The sequence below is a fragment of the Methylobacter psychrophilus genome, from assembly GCF_025583945.1.
GTDB lineage: Bacteria > Pseudomonadota > Gammaproteobacteria > Methylococcales > Methylomonadaceae > Methylobacter_C > Methylobacter_C psychrophilus.
Genome location: NZ_JAOEGU010000018.1, coordinates 55,220 through 75,356 on the forward strand (window position 1 = coordinate 55,220; position 20,137 = coordinate 75,356).

The 20,137-nt window shown below is 41.8% G+C and carries 17 protein-coding genes; 13 read left to right on the plus strand and 4 right to left on the minus strand.

What is annotated here, in order from left to right:
• Positions 1 to 99: 99 nt before the first annotated feature.
• The 3 genes from N7974_RS10550 (at position 100) to N7974_RS10560 (ending at position 2,429) form a co-directional block, all read left to right on the plus strand.
• Positions 100 to 378, plus strand: coding sequence for a hypothetical protein (locus N7974_RS10550; RefSeq protein ID WP_262965575.1), 279 nt, complete (start codon positions 100 to 102; stop codon positions 376 to 378).
• An 820-nt stretch (positions 379 to 1,198) separates the two neighbouring features.
• Positions 1,199 to 1,858 (plus strand): hypothetical protein, encoded by a 660-nt coding sequence (locus tag N7974_RS10555; protein ID WP_262965576.1) that lies wholly within the window; start codon positions 1,199 to 1,201, stop codon positions 1,856 to 1,858.
• Between the two features lie 337 nt (positions 1,859 to 2,195).
• Entirely contained in the window at positions 2,196 to 2,429 is a 234-nt protein-coding gene (locus N7974_RS10560; protein ID WP_262965577.1) for a hypothetical protein, read from the plus strand.
• 57 nt (positions 2,430 to 2,486) lie between these two features.
• Here the strand turns inward: N7974_RS10560 and N7974_RS10565 are convergent, their stop codons facing one another.
• The 4 genes from N7974_RS10565 to N7974_RS10580 all read right to left on the minus strand — a co-directional run bounded on the left by N7974_RS10565 (position 2,487) and on the right by N7974_RS10580 (position 6,619).
• Complete coding sequence (locus N7974_RS10565) at positions 2,487 to 2,834, minus strand: hypothetical protein (protein WP_262965578.1); 348 nt, start codon at positions 2,832 to 2,834, stop codon at positions 2,487 to 2,489.
• A gap of 154 nt (positions 2,835 to 2,988) precedes the next feature.
• The gene (locus N7974_RS10570) at positions 2,989 to 4,017 is read right to left on the minus strand and encodes an agmatine deiminase family protein (protein ID WP_262965579.1); all 1,029 of its coding nucleotides are present in this window, start codon (positions 4,015 to 4,017) and stop codon (positions 2,989 to 2,991) included.
• 32 nt (positions 4,018 to 4,049) lie between these two features.
• Positions 4,050 to 5,729, minus strand: a complete 1,680-nt coding sequence (gene recN, locus N7974_RS10575) for a DNA repair protein RecN (RefSeq protein ID WP_262965580.1) — start codon at positions 5,727 to 5,729, stop codon at positions 4,050 to 4,052.
• A gap of 5 nt (positions 5,730 to 5,734) precedes the next feature.
• Positions 5,735 to 6,619 carry an NAD(+) kinase gene (locus N7974_RS10580; RefSeq protein WP_262965581.1) on the minus strand — a complete coding sequence of 295 codons (885 nt, stop codon included), beginning with the start codon at positions 6,617 to 6,619 and terminating at the stop codon, positions 5,735 to 5,737.
• Between the two features lie 252 nt (positions 6,620 to 6,871).
• Here N7974_RS10580 and N7974_RS10585 point away from each other — a divergent pair, with 252 nt between their 5' ends.
• From N7974_RS10585 to N7974_RS10630, 10 genes are all read left to right on the plus strand, one after another.
• Complete coding sequence (locus N7974_RS10585) at positions 6,872 to 8,050, plus strand: BaiN/RdsA family NAD(P)/FAD-dependent oxidoreductase (RefSeq protein ID WP_262965582.1); 1,179 nt, start codon at positions 6,872 to 6,874, stop codon at positions 8,048 to 8,050.
• A gap of 145 nt (positions 8,051 to 8,195) precedes the next feature.
• On the plus strand, positions 8,196 to 9,593 hold the full coding sequence (lpdA, locus tag N7974_RS10590; RefSeq protein WP_262965583.1) for a dihydrolipoyl dehydrogenase: 1,398 nt from the start codon (positions 8,196 to 8,198) through the stop codon (positions 9,591 to 9,593).
• On the plus strand, positions 9,590 to 10,315 hold the full coding sequence (locus N7974_RS10595; protein WP_262965584.1) for a DUF445 domain-containing protein: 726 nt from the start codon (positions 9,590 to 9,592) through the stop codon (positions 10,313 to 10,315). The genes lpdA and N7974_RS10595 overlap by 4 nt, the downstream gene beginning before the upstream one ends.
• Positions 10,315 to 11,085 (plus strand): alpha/beta fold hydrolase, encoded by a 771-nt coding sequence (locus N7974_RS10600; protein WP_262965585.1) that lies wholly within the window; start codon positions 10,315 to 10,317, stop codon positions 11,083 to 11,085. Before N7974_RS10595 ends, N7974_RS10600 begins: the two co-directional genes overlap by 1 nt.
• A 123-nt stretch (positions 11,086 to 11,208) precedes the next feature.
• Positions 11,209 to 11,745, plus strand: a complete 537-nt coding sequence (locus N7974_RS10605) for a hypothetical protein (RefSeq protein ID WP_262965586.1) — start codon at positions 11,209 to 11,211, stop codon at positions 11,743 to 11,745.
• Between the two features lie 287 nt (positions 11,746 to 12,032).
• A complete protein-coding gene (gene ggt, locus N7974_RS10610; protein ID WP_262965587.1) occupies positions 12,033 to 13,706 on the plus strand; it encodes a gamma-glutamyltransferase in 1,674 nt (557 codons plus the stop codon).
• The gene (locus tag N7974_RS10615; RefSeq protein ID WP_262965588.1) at positions 13,678 to 14,382 is read left to right on the plus strand and encodes a 4'-phosphopantetheinyl transferase family protein; all 705 of its coding nucleotides are present in this window, start codon (positions 13,678 to 13,680) and stop codon (positions 14,380 to 14,382) included. Before ggt ends, N7974_RS10615 begins: the two co-directional genes overlap by 29 nt.
• A gap of 216 nt (positions 14,383 to 14,598) precedes the next feature.
• Positions 14,599 to 15,135, plus strand: a complete 537-nt coding sequence (locus N7974_RS10620) for a lipocalin family protein (RefSeq protein WP_262965589.1) — start codon at positions 14,599 to 14,601, stop codon at positions 15,133 to 15,135.
• A 142-nt stretch (positions 15,136 to 15,277) separates the two neighbouring features.
• Positions 15,278 to 15,829, plus strand: coding sequence for a cytochrome b (locus N7974_RS10625; RefSeq protein ID WP_262965590.1), 552 nt, complete (start codon positions 15,278 to 15,280; stop codon positions 15,827 to 15,829).
• Positions 15,830 to 16,354: 525 nt separating this feature from the next.
• Entirely contained in the window at positions 16,355 to 19,471 is a 3,117-nt protein-coding gene (locus tag N7974_RS10630) for a hypothetical protein (protein WP_262965591.1), read from the plus strand.
• The last annotated feature ends 666 nt before the right edge of the window (positions 19,472 to 20,137 follow it).

Here is a 20,137-nt window from a genome sequence, read left to right on the forward strand (position 1 = left end):
AACTGTTAAGATAAACAATCGGATTTGCCCTTATTTATTCTCTACGGGCTTATCGAATTACACTATTTTTGAATGACTATTTTAACTAAAGAGGTAATCATGTTACATATCACATCAAAAAAAAGCACATTGCTGTTATGCTTTTGCGCTATATCTGTACTGTTCACTCCATCAATTGCATTATCTGCATCAGAAACCGGGTCTGTAGCAGCGAATCAGGCCGCTGATCAAAAGGCTGCACTGGCAAAAAAAGCGGCCGACAGACAGGCTAAAAAAGCAGCTAAGGTACAAGTACCTGCCGAGAAACAAAAGAAAAATGCCGAGGAACAAAATACTACTACGGCACCAATATCTACCGAGGAACAAAAGGAAAAATAATCGGTAAGGTGGATTTGCCGTCAGGCAATCCACCATTGTTTTGAGAGTGGCTGGGGTTGCTGTCACGAAACTGTCCTACCAGTCACCAGGAGGCTTTCGAGAATAGAAAATCTACTGCGGAAATGCTATTTTGGTCCTGTTTTCTGCTCATTTTCGTTTAATAGAACAACTATTTTCCTCAAATGACCAAAATAGCTGCCCCTCGCTAGATGCCGATATTAAAAAGCTTTTTTCGTATGATGATCTTAGGGTTAAAAATCATGGAACAAAATTACCCTTGTTCTGTGTGTAATGTCAACGAAAGCAAATCGTGTTATATCTTAGCCGGTATCAGGAAGTTGGGTGGCATGAACAAGAAGTCAGCATTTATCAATACAATTATGCAAGAGATTAAAAGTCGTGCACTTACTTCGGATTAAAATGTTTCATGTCATTTTGTTCATTAATTGTATTGATCCTTTAGTTACAGAGCCATAAATCGTAATAATTGCAGAAGAAAACACTGCCATAAATCGTAATAATTGCAGAAGAAAACACTGCAACTGAACTTGATTTATTTCCGGGAAACCAATTCGACTCCTGTCTGGTGCCGATTGCCTATTGAATTGTTACATTTTGTTACAATTGATAGAGTGTTTTTGGTTATCGCCTAAGGTAAACTAACGTCTCTTTAATTAGTAATTCTGAGTATTAGTTTTCAGAAAATAAAGAGTTTAGTGAGCAATTGTTGCTACATTTATATTTGTGTTGCGGCAATGGCCCTTTAGGTGTGTTAATTAAGAACCTCTCTTAATTCATACCCGCATTCATGGGTAGTTGTATGAAAAAATATATGGTTAAAACTTTAGTGGCAGGTCTTGCCGTTTGTGCCGTTAGTGTGGCTCAAGCCTCTCCAATTGTTGGTTTGTATAACACTGGCGCAGGTATCACGATTAACGGTACAACAGATACCAACTATGCCTTGACTAATTCGTCTGGTGCTGCAATTTACGGCAACTACGGAGAAGCGGCAGTTGGGTCAGGTTGGCCCATTAGCCCATGGCTTGCTGATAATAGTACTTCACATTGGTTAACGCCTACCAGCAATAGAGCACAAAGTTATGACTCTTCCTCTGCTGGCACCTACAAATGGACGCTGCAATTTAATTTGACTGGTTATAATGCGACTACAGCCTCATTTGAAGGGAAGTTTTCAGCAGACAACAATGCTGTTGCTTATCTGAATGGTAATAACATCGGATCGGCCGCAGGATTTTCAAGTTGGTACAACTTTTCAGCAGGCAGTAGCTTATTTAATGCTGGCGTTAACAATTTGGAGTTTGTCGTTACTAATCTTAAAGGATCAGGCAACCCAACCGGTTTACGTGTTGAGATGACAAATTCCAATGTATCAGCGGTGCCACTACCTGGTGCTGTTTGGTTTTTTATGTCCGGTATGCTGGGATTGTTGGCGGTAAAGCGTAAATCGAAAAGTATTTAAAGAGACCAATAAAAATTATTCCATTAGGACGTATTGTAGGCGTTCTTTTAGCTTATGATAATGCCTGTGTACTGAACGTAAAACAATTTGATGCATAAGACATTAGCCTTATGGGGTTATTTATTGTAAATCAGCTGTTTTACTGGTTAATCTTAATCACTAAATTCATGGGTTTTTATACCAATGAGCCGATGCCTATCGGCTCATTGGTCTTTTTAATTTTCCATATTAACCAGTTAGAAAGCTTTTAAAAATCAGTGATTTGTTATCTAATACTTGGAAATTATTTACCTGAAAAATATAGGTAAATTATGGGCCATTAAAATTGAGGTTTACATTGACTGAAGAAAAAAATGACACCATCAATAAGCTTGGCGAAGAAGACCTGGAATTTAAACGTTTTGCCAATAGAGGCAATAAACTTAAATGGACTTGGATCATTGGTGTGTTGGTGATAGTTGTCAGCCTGCTATATGGCGATACTGCCCAGTTGTTATTAGCGGCTTTTGCAGCAGTTTATATAGCGATTACAACCATTAATTATTTTAAGTGTGTTCGCAAGTTGGGTTAGGTAACAGCCGTAACCCAATACATGGATGCTATTAACTGTTATAAATAATAACGGTATTTATTGTTTATCCAGTTTGGCTTTGGCGGCATCTGTGGCACTCTTGATTTTTTCTACGACTGCCCGAAATTTGTTTTGATGTTCAGTCGCCATCTTGGCGATGACTGCATTGTCGGCATTGGCCTCATTAATGACACAACTATTATAGGCATTTGCTTTTTGTTGCCATTCATTAATCATTTTGATGCTTTGGTTATAAGTCTCAACATTATCCTGTTTAATAACCGGAACCTCGGGTTCAGCACCACAAGCACTTGGCAACCAAGTCCCGTTATTGATAGTCCCCGCCGTACCGACAGAGACAGTAGCGACAAAAAATATAGCAGTTATAAAAGCTTTTTTTAGCATGGTAAGACCTCTTAATCCATAAGGGTTTTTGAGTCGGTTATGGTGATTTATTTTGCTTGGGCGATTAGCTTACACCCAGATGATAAGCCAGACATTTTTTGAGTTGTAATCACACCGGACGGGTTGCAACCCGTCCGGTGTGATTACTGTTTACTTATACCGCAGGAACCAATACACCTTCAGGGAATTGCATGGTCATACAATGTAAGCTGCCGTATTGATGCACCAGTGGCCGGCAAGGTATCGGGATGATTTTATGCTCAGGAAAGCACTCAGCCAGTCGTGTTAAAGCAATGTCATCCATGGGGTCACCATAAACAGGCACCAGGACAGCATGATTGATGATTAAAAAATTGGCATAATTGGCCGGCAATTGTTGCCCATCTTCATCATAAATCGGTTTTGGTAGCGGTAATGAGACTAAATGGTAGGGGTCACCTGCCTGGTTTCTAAAGTCCTGTAATTGCATTTTCATGTACTTCAGGCTGGTATAGTGTTGGTCGTCAGGATCTTTACAACTAGTATAAGCAATGGTGTTGGCTGAGCAAAAACGCGCCAGGGTATCAATATGGGCATCGGTATCATCACCGGACAAGTTTTCCTGATCCAGCCATAATACCCGTTTGGCGCCCAAATTTTCCAACAATTGCTGTTCTATTTCCCATTGTGTTAAGCCTTTATTTCTATTGGGATTTAACAAGCATTGTTTCGTCGTTAAAATAGTATCAATGCCGTCACTTTCAACACTGCCGCCTTCCAGTATAAAATCAATATCCTTGTAAGCTTTACCTTTAAAGGGTTTGGCGTTTAACAGTTTGTGATTAAGGGCATTGTCGTTTTGGTGCTGATATTTTTCGCCCCAACCATTAAAAAGAAAATTCAGATGGGTAATGGCACCCTCTTTTTCTACGCTAAGAAAAACGGTATCTCTAACCCAGATGTCATTAACGGTGGCATGAATGAAGTCAATAGCCTTGTGATTACTGACTAACGTTTGAATATGTTGCTGATGGCTGTCATCCCTGCAGACGATTATAAGGGGTTGATATTCGGTAATCGTATCAGCAATGATACTGTACGATTGCTCTACAGACTCAAGTCGATTACTAAAGTCGCCCGTATTATGTGGCCAAGAGATTAAGACGGCGGATTGTTTTTCCCATTCGGCTGGAAATCGATTCATTGGTTTTAGTTTCCTGATGTAGTACCTTCCAGCTATTTGCCGGAAGTAGATTGAAATAACATTTCTTCGGCATGCGCCAGGGTATTGGCTGTGATGGTAACGCCGCCCAACATTCTGGCAATTTCTTCAATGCGTTCTTCACCCTCCAACAATCTGACACTGGAAGAAGTGATATCGGTTTTATTATTTTTTTCAACGTAGAGATGGTGATGTGCCTGTGCGGCAACTTGCGGTAAATGCGTGACACACATGACTTGTCGATTATGGCTCAAACTACGTAATTTTTGCCCGACAATTTCAGCAACGCCGCCTCCGATACCCGAATCCACTTCATCAAAGATGAGTGTGGGTGTGGTTTTATCATTAGAGGTCGTCACTTGTATGGCTAAACTAATGCGCGATAATTCTCCTCCTGAAGCGACTTTAGCCAGTGGTTTTGGTGGCAGTCCCGGATTGGCACTGATTAAAAATTCTATTTTATCTTTGCCGTTTAGTTTTGGGGTATCAGTATCCAAATCGGTAATATCAACTAAAAATTCGCCTTGCGGCATTCCCAGTTCTTTGATCATGTCTGAAATTTGTTTTTGTAATTTTTGTCCGGTTTGACTGCGTTGTCCGGATAATTTTGCGGCTAGTTGTTGGTATTGGGCAAGTAATTGTGCAGTTTCGGCAGTTAATGTTTCGATGCGTTCACCACTATGGGTGAGTCCATCCAGTTCAGTTTCCAGTTTATCGACCAGTTCGGGTAGTTGATCGGGGGTAACATGATGTTTTCTGCTAAGATTCTGAATGACACCAATCCGGTTTTCAAGTGCTTCCATACGCTGGGGATCGGCTTCCTGAGATTCCAGAAAGCGCCGTAACTGGATGGCGGCTTCTTCTGTTTGAATTTGGGCTTCTGATAATAGCGTGCATATTTCAGTTAACTCCGGGGCAAATTGGGCAATATGAGTCAATTCGCTGACACTATGGCTAAGCATTTGATTAACGGATTGTTGGTCACTCTCATAAAGCAGGTCAACCTGGGCTTGGCCTGTAGCTAGTATTTGTCCCAAATTTGCCAGTTTGCTGTGTTCTTCTGAAACGGAAGAATAACTAAAACTGGCGATATCCAATTGTTGTAATTCTTCAATTTGGTAACGCAATAACTCTTCGCGTTCAGTTTGGTCTACGCTGGCTTTAATCAGACTTGCCAACTCTTTATGGGTAAGCAACCATTGTTTATAGCAGGTGTTGACTTGATCAAGAAGGTTTTGGTTTTTTGCATACACATCCAGTAAACGGCGTTGCTCATCACTATTAAGCAAGGTCAGGTGCGCATGTTGGCCATGAATTTCAACCAATTGTTCACTCAGTTCCTGCAAGAATTGCAACGTCACGGGACGGTTATTAATAGTAGCTTTTGAGCGGCCATCCTGATTAACAATACGCCGAATTAAACAGTGCTGCTCATCATCCAGTTCATTTTCTTTTAGCCATTGTTGGGCGCCAGGTGCATCGCTTAAATCAAACTCAAGATTAACTTCAGCGCGTTTACATTCCGGACGCACGTAACCGGAATCGGCTCTGTCACCGAGCGCAAGGCCCAAAGCGGTTAACAAAATAGATTTTCCCGCTCCGGTTTCGCCGGTAAGCACCGACATGCCTTTTTCCAGATCAAGGTCGAGTGATTTGACTACGGCAAGGTCAATAATATTTATATTTAATAGCATGGGTATTAGCTGTGGTAGCCGCTGCTCCAGTTTAATTTGTTCCTGAGGATTTGGAAGAAATCATGGCCTTCAGGATGTAAGATTCTAATGGGTTTTGGGTCTTTTTTAATCAAGATTTTGTCACTGATTAATACATCCGGTATTTCAATGTGATCACACGTCACCAGAGCATTGATTTGCTTGGTTTGGCAAAAGCTGATTTCGATTTCAGCGGAATCATGAATGACTATTGGCCGGTTTGATAAGGTATGGGGATTTAGTGGTACTAATACAAGGGCGTTTAATGAAGGATATAGAATGGGACCTCCCGCTGATAAAGAATAAGCTGTTGATCCGGTGGGTGTGGAAATAACCAAACCGTCAGAGCGTTGTGAGTTTAAAAAGACGTTATCAATTTTAGTGACAATTTCAATCATGCTGGGGGTTACCCAGCGATGGATAGCCACTTCATTAACGGCAGTTTCTTCGTGAATAACCTCATTATCGCGGATGATTTTTGCCCGTAATAAATAACGTTTTTCTTCCGTATAATGGCCTTGAAGTATGTAGTGCAATTTAGCCGGGGCTTCATGGGGCGATATATCCACCAGAAACCCCAGCCTTCCCAGATTAATGCCAATCAACGGGACATCATATTTAACGATGGCACGGGCGGCAGCTAGAAAAGTTCCATCGCCACCTACGGCAATAACAACATCGCAATGTTGACCCAGGGCTTCCATTGAATACGCTTTAATAGTGTTGTTTTTAATAAACTGTACACTATTTTCAGCAACACAGACCGTGTATTGATGTGCAATTAAATAATCGTAAAGCCCGGTTAACGTATCAGCAATGCCAGGGTCACTGGGTTTTCCTATGATGCCTATCGTCTTAAAAGGAGTCTGCATTGATAAATTACAACCGGTAAAAAGTTTGATTATACAAAAAAACAGCTGTCAGCCTAGATTTATCGGTTTTTTTGTTCTAAAGACCGCTTGGCTTATGCTGTGGCAAGGGATAAATAATGCTTAACCCGCTTTAAGATTACGCTTTATTGCTGGTCTTGGGTTAAATTTTTAGTCATTCTAAAAACGACTAGATTTAGTTTTAGAGAATAACGCGAATAGCGTATAGTTAGAAGTTTTGTGTGGGTGTAGTTGATGACTGAAACCGATGTTATTATTATCGGGGCAGGCGCGTCGGGTCTGATGTGCGCTATTGAAGCAGGTAAGCGGGGACGACAAGTGCTGGTTCTGGATCATGCCAATAAAGCCGGAAAAAAAATCCTGATGTCCGGTGGCGGTCGTTGCAATTTCACCAATTATTCTATTGATCCTGATAATTTCATTTCAAATAATCCGCATTTTTGTAAGTCTGCACTCAGCCGCTATACACAGTGGGATTTTTTGGCATTAATCGCACGTTATCAAATTCCTTATCACGAAAGAGAACATGGGCAATTATTTTGCAACGACAGCGCCAAAGATATTCTGACGATGTTGCTAAAAGAATGTGTCGATGTTGGCGTGGTCGTGCAACTCAATACCCCTATAGAGCGCATTGAGCAGCTCAACAACCGGTTTCATCTTAAAACTGGCAATGGAGCGTTTACTAGTCAATCTTTAGTAGTCGCTACCGGCGGGCTTTCCATTCCAAAAATGGGTGCAACGCCTTTTGGTTACAAAATAGCGCAGCAATTTGGCATTAATGTAATCCCTACTCGTGCAGGTTTGGTACCGTTAACCTTGCAACCGGAAGATAAAGAACAATTTTCGCCTTTATCGGGTATTGCCGTACCTTGCAATATCAGCAATCAACGGCAGAGTTTTACTGAAAATGTATTATTTACCCATCGTGGCTTAAGCGGTCCGGCCGTGCTGCAGATTTCGTCCTATTGGCTGGCAGGAGAGAGTGTGGCGATTAACTTGTTGCCCCGGATTAATTTGGAAACAGAGCTTAAAGCAAAACGTCAGCAAAAATTAAAGAACACGTTAAAAACCATTTTGGATGCTTATTTACCCAAACGACTGATTAGTTGTTTGTTACCGGAGGAGTTATTAACTATTTCCTTACCTGATTTATCGGATCGTCAGATTCATCAGGTTGCCAATCAGTTGCATAACTGGGAGATTAAACCTAATGGTACTGAAGGTTATCGTACTGCAGAGGTTACCATTGGTGGTGTGGATTGTGATGCGCTTTCCTCTAAAACCATGGCCAGCAAACAAGTACCAGGGCTTTATTTTATCGGTGAAGTGGTTGATGTGACGGGTTGGCTGGGCGGCTACAATTTTCAGTGGGCTTGGTCATCTGCCTGGTGTGCCGGGCAATATGTATGAAACAAGTGTTAAACTAAGCCATAACGACTATAAAACTTATTCTGAATTTACTCAGAGATATTCTTGGTAAACCGGTAGAATTGTTAAAAATACTATCTAAAGTTCTTCTGATGTTAACTATTGAGCTAAATCCAACACTAAAGGTATGCAATTGAAAACACAAGTTCTGGTATTGGGCGGTGGCCCTGGCGGCTATACGGCAGCATTTCGTGCGGCTGACTTAGGTAAACAGGTGATACTGGTTGAACGTTATCCGGTATTAGGCGGTGTTTGTTTAAATGTCGGTTGTATCCCTTCAAAAGCTCTGCTACATGTGGCTAATGTACTCAATGAAGCGAAAGATTTAAGTCCTGCAGGGATTAACTTTGTGCAACCGGAAATTAATCTGGGACAATTGCTCGATTGGAAAAACAAAATCAGTTCCCAGCTTAATTCGGGTTTGGCTGCGCTGGCAAAACAGCGAAATATAAAGGTGATCACTGGTACCGGGCGCTTTGTTTCCGACACACAAGTGCAGGTGGATACTCAATTAATAGAATTTGAACAAGCTATTATTGCCGTCGGGTCTCAGCCGGTAAAAATACCTTCGTTTCCTAATGATGATCGACGGTTAATCGATTCAACCGATGCGCTTAATCTGCAAGATATTCCCAAAAAACTGTTGATTGTTGGTGGCGGTATTATTGGTCTGGAAATGGCAACCGTTTATAACGCGCTGGGCAGTAAAATCACCATTATTGAGATGCAGGAACAAATTATTCCCGGTTGTGATAAAGATTTGGTCAGGCCGTTAATGACAAAAATTAAAAAAGACTATGACAATATCTTTTTGGATACCAGTGTTAGCAGTATTGTGTCCGTAGCTGACGGTTTAAAAGTGACTTATCAAGGCAAAGGCGCACCTGAAACCGATGTCTTTGACAAAGTTTTGGTTTCTGTCGGTCGCAGACCCAATGGCAATTTGTGTGGCGCGGATAAAGCCGGGGTTACTATCGATGAGCGAGGATTTATTCCTGTTGATAAACAACAACGTACCAATATAAAGCATATTTTTGCGATTGGTGACGTAGTGGGTAATCCCATGCTGGCTCATAAGGCGACGCACGAAGGTAAAATTGCTGCCGAAGTTATTTCAGGATTAGCCTCTGAGTGGCGGGCGTTAACGATTCCTTCGGTGGCTTATACGGACCCAGAAATCGCCTGGATGGGGTTAACTGAAAATGATGCTAAAGCGCAAGGCATAGATTATGAAAAAGGTACTTTCCCTTGGGCAGCCAGTGGCCGATCACTTTGTATCGGGCGTAAGGAAGGCCTGACTAAATTACTTTCCGATAAAAAAACCGGACGTATTCTGGGTGCCGGTATTGTTGGCACCAATGCCGGTGAATTAATTGCCGAAGCAGTGCTGGCTCTGGAAATGGCTGCCACTGTTGAAGACCTCGCCTTAACTGTTCATGCGCATCCTACTTTGGCGGAAACCTTGGGATTGTCGGCTGAAATGATTGAAGGCACTATTACTGATCTTTTTATTAAAAAACGATGAATAAACCTCTGAATAAAAGCGTTATTACCAATCTTGTCGCTGTTGCCATTATTATTATTGGCGCTATCAGCCCGGTAGCGCCGGGTTTAATTACCTCCATCGGTTTTTTTGCGTTGTCCGGAGCTGTCACCAATTGGCTGGCTATCTACATGTTGTTTGAGAAGGTGCCGTATTTATATGGTTCCGGGGTGATACCTGATCGCTTTGAAGAATTTAAGCTCTCCATCAAGCAATTGATGATGCAACAGTTTTTTACCCTCAAAAATATTGAGCAGTTTATTCAAACAGAAGAAGGACAAGGCAGTAAAATGTTAAATCTTGAGCCTTTTTTAAATGCAGTCGACTATGACCGGATTTATGAAAGTCTGGTTTCATCCATTATGGAATCTTCTTTTGGCGGTATGTTGCTAATGATGGGAGGGCCGGATGCCCTGGTACCTTTAAAAGAACCCTTTACCGAGAAAATGAAAGTCACTCTGGTTGACATGATTGAGTCTGAGCGCTTTAAAGCGGCACTCAAGGAAGGGCTTGATGCCCATAAAATTGGCGTCGATATTATCGATAAAATTGAAACCGTCATTGATACGCGTCTGAATGAATTAACCCCGCAACTGGTTAAAGAAATGGTGCAGGCTATCATTCATCAGCATTTAGGCTGGCTGGTAGTTTGGGGTGGATTTTTTGGCGGCTTGATGGGCGTGTTGTTCGCTATTATTGCCTAATGGAAACTGTGGAATTAGTCTTTGAAGAACTGGGTAATCCTGATGATGCACCGCTTATTATTCTCCATGGTTTTTTCGCATCCTCGCGTAACTGGCGGCAGATAGCCGAAAAGCTGGCAGCCAATTTTCATGTTTATGTGCTGGATCTACGTAATCACGGCGCATCACCGCATCATCCGGTAATTGATTATCCCTCTATGGCAGCGGATTTGTTAGAATTTATGAATAGCCAGCACTTAAAAACCGCCAGTGTGCTGGGGCACAGCATGGGCGGTAAAGTGGCGATGTGGTTTGCGTTAAACCATCCAGAGCGTATTGATAAACTAATAGTCGTTGATATTGCCCCCATCAGTTATACGCATTGTTTTAATCACTTGATTAAGGCATTAAAGGCACTGCCGCTATCCAAAATCAGTAATCGTAAACAGGCCGAGTTATTGCTGGCTACGGACATACCCGAACTGAGTTATCGCCAGTTTTTGTTGCAAAACCTTATCCTGACAGATGGCGTTTATGACTGGCGTGTTGATCTGGATATTTTTTTGTTGATGGCACCCAATATCATCGCCTTTCCCGATGTTAAGCAACTATCGCCGTATACCGTAAAGACCCTGTTTCTGGCAGGTGCCCAGTCCGACTTTGTTAAAGCAAGTGATCTAAAAACATTATTTCCCAATGCAACGCTGACTGTCGTTGCCAATGCCGGACACTGGTTGCATGTCCAGCAGCCGGATATTTTTATAGGGCAAGTAGAACAGTTTTTTGTGTAGGCCTATGGCTATCGCTTAATCCAAAGGCTTACGTTAAAAATTTTACACATAATCCATATTTAATAATTTCTCTACTATACTTTTTATTGTTGTTACTCACTTCTAATATTTGGTATTTATTATATGAAAATTTTAAAATCTTTGGCTTTAGTTTCTTTACTAGTTGCACCTATTTTAGGTGAAGCTTCTATTACAAATTTGGGGCCTATTGCGGCAGGCTCCTCGGCATCATTCAATTCTGGAACTCTATCCGGTAGCTTTAATGATACCTATAGTTTTACTACTACAGGTACTGTCGGTATTGCTGCATTTATTAGTAGTCTTTCAATTAATTTTGGACCTGTTACACCATTAATAACAGGTCTTTCTGCTTCACTTGATGGAACTGCTTTAACTTTTTTAAGTACTCCTGGCAGTCTTTCAGTTGGTTCTTATACATTCAATTCTGTAACCGATTTTTTAACAGGTGGAGAAATCTCTAGTAGTTCTTTACCCCATAATTTATCAATTAATGGAACAAGTTCTCCTGGTGGTTCTTACGCTGGTAATATTGCTGTTGCAACTGTTTCATCCGTGCCTTTACCTGCCGGTGTCTGGTTGTTTATGACAGGTTTGATGGGATTAGTTTATTCTGGCAAGAAAAAAGCACAACATGCTTAAGTATTAAAAGTTGATAAATAGATTTTTTGACTGCCCATTTAAAGCTGGACGTTTTATAGATAGTATCCCTGTAAAAGATATTATCTGTCTCTTTTAAGTTGATAGTTAGATTTCTTATTAAAAAAAACGGCGGCCTTGGGTCGCCGTTTTTGTTTCTGTGGTATTGGTTACGACTGTATGAACAGATATTGGTGCTGGTAAACTTGGCATTTAGAACACTACAGAGTATTTGTAGTAGTATACGAAACATCTACTTATGTATTCGCTTAATATCAATCAGGTAAAAAATGTTAAAGAAAATTTATCCAGCCATCATTGTAGTCGCTGTTTTTTGGGGTGCACCACTTTATGCCGACGGGCATAAAGTGGCAATTGCCAGCGCACATCCGTTGGCAACGGCGGCAGGTTTTGAGATTCTGGATAAAGGCGGTAATGTCTTTGATGCGGCGGTGGCAGTTAGCGCGGCATTGGCGGTTGTTGAACCAACCGGTTCCGGCTTGGGGGGTGGTGGTTACTGGTTACTACACAGAGAGAAAGACGGTTTTGAAACCCTGATTGATGGTCGTGAAAAAGCGCCCTTGGCGGCTCATAAGTCTATGTATCTGGATAAAGACGGCAAGGTCATTCCAAAATTATCACTTGATGGTGCGTTGGCAGCGGCTATTCCGGGTATGCCGGCAGGCTTGGTACATTTATCGGAAAAATACGGCAAGTTGCCCTTGGCAACAAGTTTGGCACCGGCAATCCTTTACGCAAAGACAGGTTATGCCATTGGTGATCGCTATTTGAAGATGTTGAAATTTAGGGCGGAGTTACTCAAGCAATATCCTCAAACAGCAAATATATTTCTGGATAATGGCAAACTGCCTCAGCCTCATTCAATACTCAAACAAACGGATTTGGCAAATACCTTAACCCAATTGGCTGAATCGGGTCGGGATGGCTTTTATAGTGGCTGTGTAGCCGATAAACTGATTAACAGTGTTAAAAAAGCCGGTGGTATCTGGACAAAAGAAGACCTTGCATCTTATCAAGTGGTCGAGCGAGAACCGATAAGAGGCAACTATAAAGGGGTAAAAATAACCAGTGCGGCACCGTCATCATCAGGCGGCATTGTATTGATTGAAGCCTTAAATATTTTATCGGCTTACGATTTGCAAACAACAGATGAGATAAATATCAAGCATCTGATAATAGAATCTATGAGGCGAGCTTACCATGATCGTACCTTGTATTTGGGTGATGCCGACTTTATTGATATCCCCGTTAAACGCTTGTTGAGCGAAGATTATGCCGCCGGTTTACGTAGCAGCCTTCGGGAAGACAAAGCTTTGCCCAGTGATATGCTGTCAGGCGAGATTAAACAACAACCGGAAGGTACTAATACCACCCATTTTTCTATTATTGATGACGAAGGCAACCGGGTTGCCGCAACACTCAGTATTAATTATCCTTTTGGCTCAGGTTTTGTCGCCGCCGGAACCGGTGTGATGTTGAATGATGAAATGGATGATTTTTCAAGCCTTCCCGGTGCCATGAATGGTTATGGTTTGGTGGGTGGTGCTGCCAATGCGATTGCACCGGGTAAACGTATGTTGTCCAGTATGACGCCGACTTTTCTTGAAACCGACACTCAGGTTGCTGTGCTGGGGACGCCAGGTGGCAGTCGTATTATTTCAATGGTATTGTTGGCGGCGCTGGATTTTGCCAAAGGCAATGGGCCTGATTCGTGGGTACAAGTGCCGCGTTTTCATCATCAATTTATGCCTGATGTGATTGAATATGAAAAAGGCGCATTGTCTGATGCCGAGATTACCGGTTTAACCGCGAAAGGTCATCAACTAAAAGTCGCGCGTTATCCTTACGGAGATATGCAGGCCGTACAATTTAATAAAGCCACCAAAACACTGTCTGCTGCCAGTGATAAACGCGGTGAGGGTAGAGCAGTCGTTGGGCATTAATGAAGTAGAAGTTTGGCATGGTACGGTAGCCGCCCAGGATCCGAATTATCTGACTTACTGGCGAATGCTTGATAATGCCGAACAAAATCAAGTCCAAAAATTTAAACAGGTATTGTTACAACAACGTTATGTAGTCATACATGGACGGTTAAGACAGTTGTTGGGTCAACTGCTAAATCAGGCACCGGAAAAGATAAGTATAAAAAAAGCCAAGTACGGCAAACCTTATCTTGCCGATTATCCTGAGTTGGCGTTCAATATTTCGCATACCGCAGATAAAGTGGTCATCGCGCTAGGCTGGAACTGTCATTTGGGCATTGATATTGAAATTTGTAAACCAAGAATTAATGTGTCCGGCCTGGTTAATAAATGTTTTGCGAAAGAAGAAATTGCTTATTGGACGTTACTTCCGGAAGCCCAAAAAACTCAGGTATTTTATCGTTTTTGGACACGTAAGGAAGCTTTTGTAAAAGCCACGGGGCAGGGCATTATTTCAGGATTACATAACTGTGTTGTTAATCCTGAAAAACCTGTTGGATTTTTAAGAGTCCCTGACTTGTGTGGCAAAGCTTGCGCTTGGCATATAGTGGATATTGAATTGGGGGAAGGCCTTTGTAGTGCATTAGTGACGGATAAAAAAATATCCGTGATAAAGCAGATGGCTTTTACAGAATAAATAATGCTACTATCCGGCAGGCTACATAAAAACAGGGATATCTGCTTTGTAATTGATTACCCCCATGTTATGTCGTTAATTTTTGTTTAAATATAGAACGATTAAGTGATAAAGCGACATCAAACTTCCTCTCCTTCGGGGAGAGGGCTGGGGTGAGGGGAATTGAATGTCGCTTTATTTACTTGGCTCTCTATATCTCACATTGGAGTTTCCTCATTGAAAAATAAGTTAATCAGATTATTTGCCGGCTTATGTGCCATCATTTTTAGTGGTTGCGCCAGTCAAAATATGTCACCGGTGAAACCGGTATCCCAGGTAAATTTAAATCAGTTTATGGGCGACTGGTATGTCATTGCGTGTATTCCGACGATGATTGAAACCGAGGCATTTAATGCTGTTGAATCCTATCAACTTAAAAAAGATGGCACTATCAATACCATTTTCACTTTTAGAAACGGTGGCTTTGACGGCCCTGAAAAGCGCTATAACCCACAGGGTTTTGTTGTTGAAAATACCAACAATGCCGTCTGGGGTATGCAATTTATCTGGCCGATCAAGTCTGAATTTATCATTGCCTACCTTGACAAGGATTACACCAGTACCATTATTGCCAGAAATGCCAGAGATTATGTCTGGATTATGGCGCGCACACCGGTGATTAGTGATAGTCAATACGATGAATTAACAAAAAAAGCGGCCAGCTTGGGTTATGAAACCGGTAAACTGCGTAAAGTGCCTCAGCAAAACCGTTAATAATTTGTTTAATTAGCTGTTTATAGCGGATTTTATGCAACGTAGGGCGTGCCAAGCGCGCCTTTTAAGTTGAATAGTTATAATTTAACAGGTTTTTTGTAAGGTAATACGTTACTCTAGCGTTTTATTTTGTAGGAGTTGGATGATGACCGTACGTAAAACCACCGACCGTTATGGATCTTTATCCATTGGGCTTCATTGGATAATGCTACTATTGCTTATCGCCGTCTATGCATGTATTGAGTTGCGGGTATTTTTTCCTAAAGGCAGTGACCTACGTACAGGATTAAAAACTTGGCACTTTATGCTGGGCTTATCGGTTTTTGTTTTAGCCTCACTACGCTTGACTGCACGCCTTACCAACCCCGTTGATCTTATTGAGTTAGCCATGCCATGGTGGAGCAAGTTTTTATCCAAAGCCATGCAAATAACACTCTATGTATTCATGATTGGTATGCCGTTGGCAGGTTGGTTACTACTCAGTGCTGAAGGTAAACCGATTCCGTTTTTTGGCTTGCAATTACCAGCACTCATCGGTGAGAGTAAAGATCTCGCGGAGTTGATTAAAGAGATCCATGCCACCAGTGGTACTGTCGGCTATTTTCTTATAGGTTTACATGCCTTGGCTGCACTGTTTCATCACTACGTGCTAAAAGACAGTACGCTGACAAGAATGCTTCCAAAACGGGGTTAATTTCGTATCTGCTGACGACAGGTAAATTTACACGTAAACGCTTGCGGTATTTTTACTAAATGTTGAATAAAAAAGTCACCATGTGGTGTATGTTAGAGTTAAATTATTTTTCGCTTTAAAACTGGACTATAGATTTTCAGATAAATAATTTCTATGCTATCGGATACCATCCCTTCAAGGGATGTTATCCGTGTAAATTAAATCATCATGTTATGGAAGTTTAATTTCTGAAAGTCTATACCAATTTAAAGTGGGAGGATTTTACAGATAACATCCCTTCAATGGATGGTATCTGTCCCCGCTTAAAGTAGTAGCCAAAAATTGCTTGCTGCAACTCTGGCCTGAATTAATAAATGGCAATTTTTAAAGACGGAAAACCTTTCTAAAGATTTTCAGACATTAAATTTTCACTCTACGTTAATTAAAGCTTATACAGATAACATCCCTTCAAGGGATCGTACCTGTCGGTATAGAAAATATTTATCTGAAAATGTCGAAGTAACCATTCAGGTAAGGAGATCAATCATGGTGGAAGAAAATAAACCGGAAAATGGCGGTCTGACCACGACCATTCCGGTGACGGTAATATTGGCAATATTAGCCGGCTTGGTTTTTACACATTCTTTGCCTTATCAAGATGAGCGACCCTCAACTCGCCCTTTGCAAATTCGCTACGCTGCGGCACAGGATGTGGATGCACGTTTGTGGCAAGACCCCTTTGCGGCGGTGGATAGCGCCAGTGAAGAAATGCCGGCAGAAAAAGTAGTCATCGTGGCTAGTCCTGATAAAAAAACGTTGCGACTGGATACCGTTAAACAGGTCACCAGCCCTTTATCTCATTCCCCGGCTCAGATTTATAAAGGTAAAAAATTTGTTCGCGGCGAAGCGATTACCATACTTGCGGTGACTCTGCCCGGCGATTCCTATCAGGAAGCGGCAGAACAGCGCATGCGTCGGCGTTATGCAGTACTTTCAGCTTTAGCTAATCAAGGCTCGGCACCGCAGGATGAGCAGCATATTGGTTACTTTCATCCTGATCCGGAAAACGGCTTGCAGAAAAGGGTTGCTTTTGAATGGTGGTCGCTACCAGATAACAAGAAGCAAGTATTACTGTTATGGATTGATGAATCAAGTTTGCTTGGATGTCCCAATACCAAGTTAAATAAATTGCTAAGTCAGACAAGTCAGGAGATTAAGCAAAAAGAAAGCGTATTTAATTATGCGGTTATTGGCCCTAACACTTCTACTTTACTACGAGACCTGTTGAAAGAAGTTATGGTTGATAGTAACAGCACCTCAGTTGCTGAATGTATCGATAAGCCTGAGGCTAACCTGGCCAAAACGACTGACAGGCATATGCTGGTGTATTATTCTGCGGGAGCGACTGCTTCGGACAATCGGTTATTGAACGGTGTTGGCATTACTCCTCAGTCGTTATGCAAAACGGTTTCAGATTGCCTTAGGAGTCGTGGATTAACGCTATATCGCACGACTGCTACCGAGCATGACATGATGGCCGAGTTGGTCGCTGAACTTGGTATACGTAAGATCGATAAAAAAGATCATATTATTATTCTATCTGAATGGGATACTTTTTATGGTCGTTCTATGCCGGATACTTTTAAGAATGCATGGAAAAGAACAGAAAAAGATGAGCAACCCGTGCAAGCTTATGGTTATATGCGCGGACTGGATGGCAAATTACCCGATAAAGATGACAAAACCGATAGTTCGGCAGATAAAAAATCTGACAATAAAGACAAGTCTGCAACCAATGCACAAATTGAACTGCCGGAAGGGCAAAATCAGAAAGATTATTTACGCAGACTGGCGGATAACCTCCGTGAGCTGGATCAGCATTTGATAAAGACTGTGGCTAACAAAAAAGGCATCGCCGCTATCGGAGTATTGGGTTCTGATGTCCATGACAAACTGATGATACTGGAGGCATTGCGCCAGTATTTTCCGCATAAATTATTTTTTACGACCGATCTTGATGCAGCTTACACTCATCCGGCCAAATGGCCGCAAACCCACAATTTACTGATTGCCTCGGCATTTGATTTGAAGTTGCGACCCGAATTGCAGGGCAATATTCCTTCTTTTCGTGACAGCTACCAGACGGCATTTTTTCTTGCCACGCAAATGGTACTTAAGAACGAAACAGATAGTACTAACCCGATAACCATACAGCCTCCACCGCGCCTGTTCGAGATTGGACGCAGCCATCCGTTACCTTTGCCCACAGTTAATGACACACCTGTTTTATCGATAGCTAGCAATGACAACAACGGGGCTAAATGCGCCTGGGTTAATTGGTCAGCATGTAACCATACGGTACAACCAGTGCTTGTTGCTTCGTCCCCTATAAACTTGAAGTTGCCGGATTTTTACGTCACGGTGATGATTATTATATTGCTGATTTTGATTAGTTGGCGGGTTAGAGGGATGGCGGTAAAATTTTTTAAATACAGTCAGTCACAGCCTTATTCCATGGCTATAGGTACTGCCGCGATGCTTTTTTTAGTTTGCTGGCTAATACCATTTTGGTGGAATGATTACATTATTCAGCAGGATGCCGAACCATTTTACTGGCTGGAAAGTACCAGTGCCTGGCCCAGTCAGTTACTGCGGCTATTCGCTTGTCTTTTTGCGGTAGCATTTTATCGGTGGGGAGCTCTGCGAATCAAAAAAATGCAAAATGATTTGCAGATTCAGGGCGGAAACACACAACGGACTTTTGCTTTACCAGCCGATCCCGCACACTTGGGGAATTGTGAGGTGCTTTTTGTTGGGAGTTGGCGGTCGGAAATTAATAAAAAAGCAATGGTTTTCCCCGATGTCTTATGGCAAAAGTATCTGGGATACTGTCAGCAGAAAAGATTTGGTATTTCAAGTGCCTGGTTAAGAGTATTAATTCGTGTACTCGCTTTTGTTATTGTTGGAGTCCTGCTGGTAAGCCAGGGTGGCTTTCCAAGTGTGCCGATACGGGGCAATTTAGCCGTGAATATCAATACGATCATGATTTCTACAACCGTTTTTTTAACCTTGTTTCTGACCATGTGGGTCGTTGAACATGCCCGTCTTTGCGAGCAATTGATTACACATTTATCAGTAAAACCAAGCGAATGGAACGAGAATGCCAGGGATTGGGCAATTGATGACAATAAAATTGCACCGGAATGCGTCAAAGACTGGCTCGATATCCAACTGGTAGTCCGACTGACAACAACTATCCAGCCGCTTATCTGGGGGCCGATGGTGTGTATTGGTTTGTTGATTTTGGCACGTAGCCCGGCCATGGATGATTGGGATATTCCGCCAGCATTGTGGGTTGTGCTTATTGCTATGTTATTTTGTGCTATCTCCGCAGAGTTATTTTTACAAAAAGGTGCCAAGCTGGCTCGTATAAAAGCGCTAGATGAGTTGTCTGCAAAAATCAGGGAGCAACGTAATCTGGATAGTCCCAATGAGATTATTATCAAGCGCATAGAAGTAGAGATTGACCGTATCAGGGCATTGCGTGACGGCGCTTTTAGACCTTGGTACGAATGGCCCTTATTACAATCATTCGGTGGCCTTGGTACTTTGGTATTTTTGCTGCAATATTTTGCCGGTGTTTGGCAAAATGGCACCTTTTGACCAACTTTGTTAATTAAAAGGTACCTTAGGTGATTTCCTGAGAATAATATACTCAGCTTGCTGGTCTTTTTATTTATTTTCTGCGTTGTCAAAATAGTTACGTAGCCAGCTAAGCGCCTACTTTTCCGCCTCAGCAACTGCTCCTGCGTCTCTTAAGGAGCCTACTGTTGGTGCTCTCGATCGCTGTTCCAGACGCGATTCTACCTTCCGCCATCCATGGCTACGTAGCTCCTGCATAATCCACAGGGATGTGGTGAATGCAGAGTTTGCAGGAGCAAATATCTGTCCTTGCAGTCGTTGTAGATAAACAAAAATCTTTTGCCACTTGGGACTATTAATTCTCGGATATCACCTTATTTATAGTATAAAAAATAAATCTATATTATTTGATAATAGAGTCTGTATTAATGTATTGATTAATACAAGAGTTAAATATTTTAGTGATTAACGCGTATTAGACTGTGAAAGCATTCGTGTTTTATACAAAATTAAAAAACTTACATGAATGACTGGATTGACAGATATTTGCTTCTGCAAACGGCACCCTTCATTTTCCAATTAACAGTTTAATAAAATCTTCCCAAATGTTGTGATATGCATTTAGCGCATTCGCACAGAAGGAAAAGACCATTAAATTTACTCGCCGCCCCGATCTCAATACTCAAG

Bases quoted from the DNA above. Each gene is read 5' to 3' on its own strand.
- N7974_RS10550 (WP_262965575.1), top strand. From the start codon at position 100: ATGTTACATATCACATCAAAAAAAAGCACATTGCTGTTATGCTTTTGC.
- N7974_RS10555 (WP_262965576.1), top strand. From the start codon at position 1,199: ATGAAAAAATATATGGTTAAAACTTTAGTGGCAGGTCTTGCCGTTTGT.
- N7974_RS10565 (WP_262965578.1), bottom strand. From the start codon at position 2,834: ATGCTAAAAAAAGCTTTTATAACTGCTATATTTTTTGTCGCTACTGTC.
- N7974_RS10570 (WP_262965579.1), bottom strand. From the start codon at position 4,017: ATGAATCGATTTCCAGCCGAATGGGAAAAACAATCCGCCGTCTTAATC.
- recN (WP_262965580.1), bottom strand. From the start codon at position 5,729: ATGCTATTAAATATAAATATTATTGACCTTGCCGTAGTCAAATCACTC.
- N7974_RS10580 (WP_262965581.1), bottom strand. From the start codon at position 6,619: ATGCAGACTCCTTTTAAGACGATAGGCATCATAGGAAAACCCAGTGAC.
- N7974_RS10585 (WP_262965582.1), top strand. From the start codon at position 6,872: ATGACTGAAACCGATGTTATTATTATCGGGGCAGGCGCGTCGGGTCTG.
- lpdA (WP_262965583.1), top strand. From the start codon at position 8,196: ATGCAATTGAAAACACAAGTTCTGGTATTGGGCGGTGGCCCTGGCGGC.
- N7974_RS10595 (WP_262965584.1), top strand. From the start codon at position 9,590: ATGAATAAACCTCTGAATAAAAGCGTTATTACCAATCTTGTCGCTGTT.
- N7974_RS10600 (WP_262965585.1), top strand. From the start codon at position 10,315: ATGGAAACTGTGGAATTAGTCTTTGAAGAACTGGGTAATCCTGATGAT.
- N7974_RS10605 (WP_262965586.1), top strand. From the start codon at position 11,209: ATGAAAATTTTAAAATCTTTGGCTTTAGTTTCTTTACTAGTTGCACCT.
- ggt (WP_262965587.1), top strand. From the start codon at position 12,033: ATGTTAAAGAAAATTTATCCAGCCATCATTGTAGTCGCTGTTTTTTGG.
- N7974_RS10625 (WP_262965590.1), top strand. From the start codon at position 15,278: ATGATGACCGTACGTAAAACCACCGACCGTTATGGATCTTTATCCATT.
- N7974_RS10630 (WP_262965591.1), top strand. From the start codon at position 16,355: ATGGTGGAAGAAAATAAACCGGAAAATGGCGGTCTGACCACGACCATT.